Origin of the sequence: Silvanigrella sp. (genome assembly GCF_044369315.1) — a bacterium.
Lineage (GTDB): Bacteria > Bdellovibrionota_B > Oligoflexia > Silvanigrellales > Silvanigrellaceae > Silvanigrella.
Genome location: NZ_JBIPMD010000110.1, coordinates 1 through 10,211, shown reverse-complemented (window position 1 = coordinate 10,211; position 10,211 = coordinate 1). Strand labels below are relative to the sequence as shown.

Genomic DNA, 10,211 nt, shown 5'->3' with positions numbered 1-10,211 from the left:
TTGTAAGCTCAATCGCCCCTTGCTTGAATTCGCTTGTATACCTTCTTTTGGTTAACACCATTTCAACACCTCTTTCCTAAAAGTTTTTTTCGGATCTGGGTGTCTACTTTCTTAGGGGAGGATCACAGTTACTTATCGATCAAAAAAAAGAGAAATCCAAAATGAAGATTTATTAATTAATTATTTAAAATATGCTAATCCAAGAGAACAAAAGTATCAGCTAGATGATATGACTGGAGAGTTAATGAAGCAAGGACTTCCTGAAGAAATTGCCGATGATCTTAGCTATGAGATCTTCTTGTCTAATGGAATTAGTAATTTTGATTTAAATAGTTATAATAATGAAGCTAAAAAATTTATAGATAGTGCTAAAAATTACTGGGAAATAATAAGAAAGTATGAAGATCCTAGCAAATATAAATCAAAATATAATAAAATTATTTTTAATTTTGATGAAATAACTAAAAAAGTAATTATTAAATCAAAATATGACCAAAAAATTCTATTAACAGAAAAAATTTCATAGCTCAATTATAAATTTATATTGTTAAAGAACTTTTAAAAAACTATATACTATTTTTTCTGTATAACAGCTACAAACATGGTGTCTGCGTTTTCAATTGGCGATCCCAACATCTTGTGATTTATTATTGTAAAATCTGGATTATTTCTAATAAAACATTCAATTATATTTTCATTTTCTTCATAAAGCCAACTGCAAGTAGAGTAGACCAAATGACCACCGCTACGCACTGCTTCACTTGCTGTCTGTAAAATATTCAATTGTAAATCTATTAAGCTTAAAATATTTTCTTTTGTAATACGATATTTAGAATCAGGATTTCTACGCCATGTCCCTGAAGAAGAACAAGGAGCATCAACTAATACCCAGTCAAATCCATTTTTATTTTCAACTTCTTTTTGAAATTGTGGCAGACCTTCTCCATTCCAAGGAAGACAACGAATATTAAAAAAACCACTTTTTCGAGCTCGCTTTTTAACTTCTTCTAGTTTGTATTCACGAATATCTGAAGCATAAATAACGCCTTTATTTTTTATAAAACTTGCAATTTGTTGTGTTTTTCCACCACCACCTGCACAGGTATCCCAAATAAATTGCCCAAATTTAGCTTCTACATGTTCACCAATTTGCTGACTTGCAAGGTCTTGTATTTCAAAAAGCCCAGCTCGAAACGAATTTAAAGCAAAAATTCCGCCCTTACCTTCAATAACTTTTAGAGTGCATGAATTGTGAACTTCTACTTGATAGCCTTCTTTTAGTAGCTCATTTAAAACGTTTGTTTTAAATTTTTCGTCATTTAAACGAAGCCACATGGGAGGACGACTCTCAAGAAGACTAAAAAAAGAATCTTGTTGCTCTTTATTCCAGTTAGATAGGGCAATTCTTTTTTCAAACTGATCTAAAAACCATAAAGGAACACTCTGCATAATCATTTGAGATATTAAAATATTATTTTGATTTAATTGTTTTTCAATTTCATGAAAAACTTTTTTTTCATTTAAAAATTCATTTTCATTAGTTTCAATAGAAATATTTTCTTGTAATTTTGCATTCGAAGCCAAATAGCGAAGACGGATCCATATAAAAAATCTTTCTTCATTTATTTTGCGAAATGCCTGTAAGATATCTTCTACAGAAAGGTATTTATTTTTAAAATATTGAACAAAATTTTGAAAATGAATTTCTTTTTTATTTTCAGAATTTATCTTATATTTTAAATTAAAAAAATCCTCACAAAATAAAGCAAAATAACCATAACGAATTCCAGCAAATAAACATTCACTATACCAGCGTCTATCGCGACTTCCATATTTAGAATTTTTGGCAAACTCTTGGGCAAGCCATCTATCCATTTGGGGGAGAGTTTCTTGAGAAATAGCTGCACGCCATAATTTATTTAAGTGCAACCAACGGCCTTCGTAATTTTTTGTATTGATATTTTGCTTTTCAGACATGAATTTTATTCCTCAGATTCATCATCGAAAAATTCGATTTCAGCTCCATCTAAAGCCTTCATATCTTCAAATTCCATAGAACGGATATCATCATCATAGTTTCTATCTTTTTGAAAACGAGCTGCTTTTGTCGTTTTAACTCTTTCACCTTTATCATCAATTGGTGAACGCGTTCTTTCACGGAAAATAATAGAAATTGGAATATCTTTATAGCCAAATGCCTCACGGAAAGCATTTTCAACAAATCTTTTATAGCTAAAATGTAGATCTTGAGGATGTGAACAAAATATAATAAACCGAGGAGGCAAGGTTCCAACCTGAGTTGCATAGAAAAATTTAATTCTTTTAGACTTATTTTTAACCATTGGAGGCGTGTGTTTTAAAAGAACTTCTTTCAATATATTGTTTACTTGTGAAGTCGAATTTCTTCGGCTACTTTGATCATATAAGTCTATACACATAGGTATTAGTTTACTTACTCTTAAATTTTCAAGTGCACTCACAAAAATAACAGGAGCATATCTTAAATATCTAAGATCAAGATGAAGTTTTTCAGTAAATTCATTTACAGTATTAGATGTTTTGTCTTTAATTAAGTCCCATTTATTAACAACAATTAATATTGGTTTTCTTAATTCAAATGCATAACCTGCTACTCGAGCATCTCCATCAGTAGCTCCATCTTCGGCATTAATAACAAGTATGGAAACATCGGCATCTTCAAGACAAGCAACACTTCGAAAAGCGGAAAAACGCTCTAGCTTATCTGCCATACGACTTTTTCTACGAATTCCTGCTGTATCAATCACTCTTAAATCGCGGCCATGGTATTTTAGTCCTGCATCAACCGTATCACGTGTTGTGCCTGGGCGTTCATCAACAATAGAACGAACTTCTCCAACTAATCTATTTAGAATCGAAGACTTACCAACGTTCGGACGGCCAATAATCGAAAGTTTTATTGGCGGATTTTCTGGATCATCTCTTTTTTCTTTGGGAGAATTTGCAAAAATCTCTGTTGCGGCATCGAGAAGATCGGACATCCCTCTATTATGTTCAGCACTTACCGGAAAAATTCTTTGCACACCTAATTTTCTAAATTCTTCTATAAAAATATCATCTTTGGGTAGATCACATTTGTTTACACAAACAATAAAGTTTTTTTCAGATTTTCTTAAACGGCGAATCAAATCGGAGTCAACGGGGTGAATTCCTTCTCTTCCATCGACCACAAATATAACAGTCTCAGCTTCTTCAATTGCCATTTCAGCTTGTTCAACAAGTTGAATTTTAATATTATCACGAGAAGTTGGCTCAAAACCGCCTGTATCACAGATATAAAATGCTTCCCCGTTATGTTCTGCGCGCCCAAAAATACGATCGCGAGTAACACCAGGTTCATTATGTACAAGGCTCTTACGCTCGCGGATAATGCGGTTAAATAACGAGCTTTTTCCTACATTTGGACGTCCGACAAGGGCTACAAGTCGAGTATAAGTTCTTAAAGTCATTTTAGAGTGATCCTGTTTCTGTCTTGTAAAATATGCTAGAAGCTATTCTAGATGCCATGATCCTTTAATTATCATTTAGGCAAATAAAAGGGCAAAAAGAAGAGGCATCATAGCCAATCCACTTGCATAACGGAAAATTTGTGAAACATAAAGCGCTTTTTAAGAATAAGGAATTTTCTCCCTTTTCAAATGTTAGAAAATCTAAGCTTTACCTATCAGCAAAACAAATATGCTCTATTCTTCAAAAAAATGGCCATGAATCCTATTTTGTTGGGGGTGCAATAAGAGATCTTTTAATTAAACCTAATGCAATTCCTAAAGATATTGACTTAACAACATCCGCTACACCTGACGATATTTTTCGTTTGTTTCAAAATACCCAGTTTGTTGGAGAAGCATTTGGAGTTAGTTTAGTTAAAATAAATGATATGCAGTTTGAGCTTACAACATTTAGAAAAGAAGGAAAATATAAAGACAGGAGAAGACCAGAGTCTATATCTATTGGAAGTTTTTTAGACGATGCAAATAGAAGAGATTTCACAATGAATTGTCTTTATTTCGATCCAATTAAAAACAAAATATTGGATCCGCATCATGGTTTAAACGATATTAAAAATAAAATAATTCATTGTGTAGGCAACGCTAATGATAGACTATATGAAGATTCTCTAAGAATTTTAAGAATGGCTCGTTTTTCGGCTAACCTTCATTTTACAATCTCAAATGAAAGTTTAGAGGCCGCAAAAAAACAGTCTGATGGTATTTCATTATTAAGCAAAGAAAGAATTTTACTTGAATTTCAAAAAGTAAAATTAGGAAGATTTTACTATTTTTTCGAATCTTTAAACAATATTTTAGAAATTAATAAAATTATATTCACTAAAATTAAGATTGAAGATAATAAAGATAAAAACTTATTTTATAAAAACCCATTGACAATTGGAAAAATAAAGATAGAAACTCCTTATCCATTTTTTAATTTCTTAAAAGTTTTTCTATTTAATTATAACATTGATCTCAATAATAATTATCAAATTATTATGAATGAAATAGAAAACTGGCCTTTGTGCAATGAAGATAAAAAAATAAGCCTACTTTTTTTAAAAAGTATTATTCTAAAATCTAATTTATCAGAAAATACAGATATCGAAGTTCTTGACTTTATTTTTTTCGAATACTTATCTCAAATAAATTTAATTACAAATAATTTATCTTATGGAGTATTAATAAATTTATCTATTTTTATTAAAGACTCAATGCTTAAAGAAACTTTATATAAAATGATTGAATCTAACTCAAAAGAAAATATTATAAAAATTAACACATCTGAAGTAATTAAATATGTAGAAAAAGAACATTTAGATAAAAAGTATATTTCTTCAATTATCAAATACCTTCAATATATAAATTTAAAAAAAGGTGTTATACCAAAAGTACAAAGTGTTATTCAATTTAAAAACCAATTTTTTAAAGAATATTTTAATTCTTTAAATTCAAATATTCTTAAACAAAAATGAGATTTCAATTTTGATAGTAAATAAAACAAACGTATCCAATAATGTCAGTATTGTTTTAGTTTCACCAGAACATCCAAATAATGTTGGAGCCGTTGCCCGTGCTATGAATAACATGGGCATATCAGACTTACGTCTTGTCAATCCCTGTGAATTTTTAAATAATGGGGCTGATGGCTCTAAAACATTAGCGGTTCACTCTCATTCTATATTAGAAAATGCAAAAGTTTTTACTTCATTGAAAGAGTCTATTTTAGATAAAGAAATTATAATAGGTACAACCAACAGAATTCGAGGCCATCACAAACAATTGAATTCAATTTGGGAGCTTGATTCTTTTTTGTTAAATTTAAATGCTCCAAATAAAATAGCTTTTGTCTTTGGTAGAGAAACTTCTGGTTTAAGTAATCAGGAAATTAATTTATGTAATCATATTATTTCTATCCCAACATTTGGTGAAAATAATTCATTAAATTTATCACAAGCAGTCATGATTATTTTATATGAGTTTTCAAAATTTAATTACAAAAATAAAGTATTAAAAATAATCGAAGAACCTATTGCAAATTCAAATCATATAGAAAAATTAAAGGAAAATATATTTTTAATTTTAAAAAAAATCGACTATATCAAAAACGGAAATGAAGATAAAAAATGGGGTGTTTTTTCAAAATTAATTTCAGACAAAAAACTAACTACAAAAGAAGTCGATATTATTCAGGGAGTTCTTAGCAAAATTAAAAATTTAATCCCAGGGTGATGGAGTTAGCTCTAATTTTTTCCGAAAAGCATATATTTTATGATCAAAACTACTGGCATATAGTGAATCATTTTCCCCAAATGCAATATTAGAATAAATAGGGCCGCCTACTTTTAAATTCCAGAGCATTTTTCCTTCAGTTGAAATTTCATAGATACGACCATCAAACGAACCTACAAAAATATTTCCCAATCGACTTATTTTGGGTTTTGAATAAATCGTTCCTCCAGCAACAAAAGCCCATTTTAAAGATCCATTAGGATGGATTGCATATAATTTATGATCATAAGATCCAATGTATAATGTACCATTTGGACCAACAGTGGGACTTGAATAAATCATTTTGTCTGTCTTAAATCTCCACTTTAAAGTTCCATTTAAATTTAAAGCATAGACATAATTGTCATAGGAGCCAAAATAAATTGTTCCATCTTTTGCAAAAGTTGCAGAGGAATAGACATATCCTTCTGTTTCATATTCCCAATTTTTTACTCCACTTGCTTGAAAGGAATATAATTTGTTGTCATTGGATCCTATATAAATATTTCCATAATTATCTATAGAAGGGCTTGCTGAATATATTTCTGCACCTGTTTTATAATCCCATTTTTTTGTACCATCAGGATTTATTGCATAAATTTTTTGGTCATTAGAACCAAAATAAATAATTCCATTTTTATCTATTGCAGGACTAGAATAAATTTCACCTCCAGCTTCAAAGTGCCATCTTTTTGTACCATTAGGATTTAAAGCGTATAATTTTTTATCATTGGATCCAAAATAAATGATTCCATTTTTATCTATTAATGGTGATGAATAAATTTTTCCGTCTGTTAAGTAACTCCAAATTATTTTACCTTCTTTACTTATAGCATATAACTTATTATCATATGATCCAACATATAAGGTACCATCCTTTCCAACTGTGATTGAAGAGAATATTTTAGAACCAGTTACTATATTCCAGTTAAAAACAAGTTTAAATGGATTATTATAATTTCTAGCTCTAGGACTATCATTATTAATATAAAAATTAACGGATGTTGCATTTGTTTCTTTTGATAATAAACAATTAATAATTATAGAGTAAAATATAATTTTTCTTAATGAAATATAATTCATATGCTCTCCTTTATAAAGGTCAAAGTATTTAACTTTAAGATAGACTTATCATATAAATTTGATAGTTTGTAATAAATTTTTGGTTATTTTACAAACAAAATAGTTATTATTAATTATATTTAAAATTCTACAAAATTAATTATTTCAAAAAATATAAATTTAAAAAGATAACCAAAATCAAAATAAATAAGAGTTATTATTTAAATTTGCATACAAATAAATTTAACTATTTTTTAGATTGCATTTATATTTAAGAAATTATATAAGAAATTTTTAATCCTGAAGTAATTAATGGTGCTCTATTTTTTTAATTCTTTTTATTTAATAAAGATCTATAATAGAATATAAAAATTGAGATAATTAAAAACTATCTCAATCTATTTGTTAATATTGACTTATTTTATCTAAAGCAGAAGCCGTAGTTGATTTTAAATTACGTCTTGTAATTGTTCCTTGGGATATAAAGTTTAATAAATACCATTTCCCACCAGCTTTTCCATTGGTGCCACTTGCTCCATCACCACCAAAAGGTTGCATATTTACGATCGCTCCCGTTGTTTTTCTATTTACATAAAAATTCCCAGCAAGCTGACTTAAAACAGGAACAGCTTGTTCAAGAAAATTTTCATTTTTACTAATGACACTTCCTGTCAAACGATAATTATGCTGCTGAATAATAGCAACAGTGTCTTCAAATTTTTTATATGTTCGAACAGCAATAACAGGTCCAAAAATTTCTTCACTTAATAATTCATGTTTATCAACATAAACTTCAATTATAGTAGGTGAAACATAAAAACCATTGTTTTTTTCATAAGTGCCGCCGGCAATAATTTTGCAATTTTTATCATTTTTTGCACGATCAATATATGAAGTTATTTTATTAAATTGACGTTCATTAATAACAGGACCGACATCACATTTTCTTTCGATGGCATTACAAACGATAAGTGAAGCTGTTTCCTTTAGTAAGGCACTTCGCAATTCAGGCCAAATTGTTTCATGAATTAAAGCAACACTGTTTGCTGAACATTTTTGCCCGCTTCTACCAAATGCGCCTTGAATAATACAACGTGCGGTATCAATCACATCAATATCGAAATCAGCAACAAGAAAATCTTTTCCACCTGTTTCAGCAACGTAACGAGGAAAATTCGCACGAGGATATTCGGTATTATATAAATAATTACCAAATGCTCTTGCGGTAGGAAAGCTTCCTGTAAAGTTAACAGCTGTTAATTCAGGATGCGTTAATACAGTTGGGAGACATAGTTTACCATCACCAGTGATCATATTTATTACGCCAGGAGGAAAACCCGCTTCATCTAAAGCAAGCATAAGCATATAGCCACTCATAACAGCATCATCTGAAGGTTTCCATACAACTGTGTTTCCTGTTAAAGCCATAACCAATGGCAAATTATAGCCAATTGCCTGCGGAAAATTAAAAGGTGTGACTGCACATGTAAAACCTTTTAATGGGCGCATTTGAATTTGATTTGTCTCACCCCATCCATCTCCTAATTGTTCAGACAAAATATCTGCATAAAAATAATTGTTGAATCTCACAAAATCCATAAGCTCTGCCCATTCAACATAAGTCTCATAAGAATTGTATCCACACTCCAGACTAGAAACAGCGCATAGTTCATATTTCCATTTTAATAAAATATTTTCTAAATCGCGAAATTTTTGAATTCGTGTTGCTGGAGATAGGGAAGCCCATTTTTCTTTTGCGCTTAATGCAGCATCAATTGCCTGCTGGGAGTGTGTGGCATCGGCCTGTTGATAACTTCCTATCGCTTCTCCATTGGAAGGATTTAAATTTTTTACTTTATTTTGAGAAAAAACTTTCTTTCCATTAATTATCATTGGAATATCTAAATTTCTTGGAACTTTTTTTACGGCTTCAGAATATTTTTGCCATTCTTGATCTGAATCTTTTGGATTGATAATCATTTCATTATTAGGAATTTTTAAAGATAACTTAAACATAAGAACGCCTCCTGAAGGTCACATTAAGAAATTAAGATTCACAAAAATATTCATATTACAAGAGAGAGAATTCTACAAGAAAGTTTAAATTTATTGAAATACAATTCTATAATATATAAAATTGCATTTGCTTTATAAAAATTAAATAGTTACTTAAATTATGTTTTGGAATGCTGCTGACCTGAAACAGTTTGTTCAAGCCATTTTTTTTCATTAGGAAAATCCCAAACACTAACTAATTCATTTTTTCTATAATCAAAATAACAAGCCTTTACAAAGCCTGGAGTAACTACAATTAAAGGATCTTTTGAACCAATTGTATGAGAATTCATAATTGTAATTTTAATATTTTTGTTAAATTCTTCATAAGGATTCCAATAATATATGCCACCGTGTTGAGCTTGAAATCGTGGGCATAGCATTAAATCTTTCAGCAATGCTTTATTTTCAATACTAGCGGGAGAAACTCCATTAAATCCAGCAAAACAAAATAGGTCATGATCTCCATATATTTTCTGCCCTGGTTTTGATCTTAAAAATAGGAAAGGTTCTTCAACATAGACATGCTTAGAGTATTTGCCACCAGGCTGATATAAAGAATTTTCTTCAACAAACTCATTTGTACGTGAATAAAACATATTTTCAATTTTATTCATATTGCAATAAAAATAATTAACAATTTTTTCTGTCATACTTCTAGTTTTAAAATTTTTATTTAATTTTTCTCTTTTTATTTTCCAAAGTTCATTTTTAAAAGTTTTAAAATCACTCAATGATAATTTATGACCAGATGGATTATAGTGAACAACGGAACCAATATCTTTTATTTCAATATTTTCATGTAAAAAAGTATCTTCCAATTTACTAGTTTTATTTTTAATTTCCTGAGGTTTTGTTGGGTTACCAGACTCGTTTGCCATAAATGCAACTGCTGCTGTTGGACGAATGGCAATGGAAGTCATGTATTTTTTTGCAAGTTCAAATACCTCATGAAGAGCAAATATTTCAATCGAAGATAAAATATATTCTTGTTCTACTTGTCTTTGTAATTTAGTTAAATTTCTATTTTGATTAAAAAGATAATTTTCTAAAAAATCGTGATTAATTTTAATATTATGATCATCGTTACCTTGATGAACTAATTCTTTAAAATAATTCTGTCTTAAATTCATATTGTCTTTTAACTTTAACATTTCAAATAAATTAGTGGTAGGTAGAGACATGACTTTTATTTCCTTTCAAATAAAGTAATTCATTGCCATGAAACCCCTGCAGAACCGGACTTGTAGTTTTCCCACATCCGGCTCCCAGAGATGATATTCATTGCGTAGG

General features: G+C 29.5%; 8 protein-coding genes. 3 read left to right on the top strand and 5 right to left on the bottom strand.

The features are described from left to right. Window positions 1–244 precede the first annotated feature (244 nt). The gene (locus ACIQ56_RS09960; RefSeq protein WP_397600913.1) at window positions 245–526 is read left to right on the top strand and encodes a hypothetical protein; all 282 of its coding nucleotides are present in this window, start codon (window positions 245–247) and stop codon (window positions 524–526) included. A 47-nt stretch (window positions 527–573) separates the two neighbouring features. Here ACIQ56_RS09960 and ACIQ56_RS09955 read toward each other — a convergent pair whose 3' ends face one another. Then, window positions 574–1,977, bottom strand: a complete 1,404-nt coding sequence (locus ACIQ56_RS09955) for an RsmB/NOP family class I SAM-dependent RNA methyltransferase (protein ID WP_397600912.1) — start codon at window positions 1,975–1,977, stop codon at window positions 574–576. Between the two features lie 5 nt (window positions 1,978–1,982). Beyond that, a complete protein-coding gene (gene der / locus ACIQ56_RS09950) occupies window positions 1,983–3,488 on the bottom strand; it encodes a ribosome biogenesis GTPase Der (protein WP_397600911.1) in 1,506 nt (501 codons plus the stop codon). Between the two features lie 140 nt (window positions 3,489–3,628). Here der and ACIQ56_RS09945 point away from each other — a divergent pair, with 140 nt between their 5' ends. Next, entirely contained in the window at window positions 3,629–5,005 is a 1,377-nt protein-coding gene (locus tag ACIQ56_RS09945) for a CCA tRNA nucleotidyltransferase (RefSeq protein WP_397600910.1), read from the top strand. Window positions 5,006–5,015: 10 nt separating this feature from the next. Then, window positions 5,016–5,762, top strand: a complete 747-nt coding sequence (locus ACIQ56_RS09940; protein WP_397600909.1) for an RNA methyltransferase — start codon at window positions 5,016–5,018, stop codon at window positions 5,760–5,762. Here ACIQ56_RS09940 and ACIQ56_RS09935 read toward each other — a convergent pair. From ACIQ56_RS09935 to ACIQ56_RS09925, 3 genes are all read right to left on the bottom strand, one after another. Next, on the bottom strand, window positions 5,748–6,884 hold the full coding sequence (locus tag ACIQ56_RS09935) for a PQQ-binding-like beta-propeller repeat protein (protein WP_397600908.1): 1,137 nt from the start codon (window positions 6,882–6,884) through the stop codon (window positions 5,748–5,750). The two genes, ACIQ56_RS09940 and ACIQ56_RS09935, sit on opposite strands and share 15 nt — an antisense overlap. Window positions 6,885–7,268: 384 nt before the next feature. Beyond that, the gene (locus tag ACIQ56_RS09930; RefSeq protein WP_397600907.1) at window positions 7,269–8,879 is read right to left on the bottom strand and encodes an aldehyde dehydrogenase family protein; all 1,611 of its coding nucleotides are present in this window, start codon (window positions 8,877–8,879) and stop codon (window positions 7,269–7,271) included. A 158-nt stretch (window positions 8,880–9,037) separates the two neighbouring features. After that, entirely contained in the window at window positions 9,038–10,102 is a 1,065-nt protein-coding gene (locus ACIQ56_RS09925) for a hypothetical protein (protein WP_397600906.1), read from the bottom strand. Window positions 10,103–10,211: the final 109 nt, after the last annotated feature.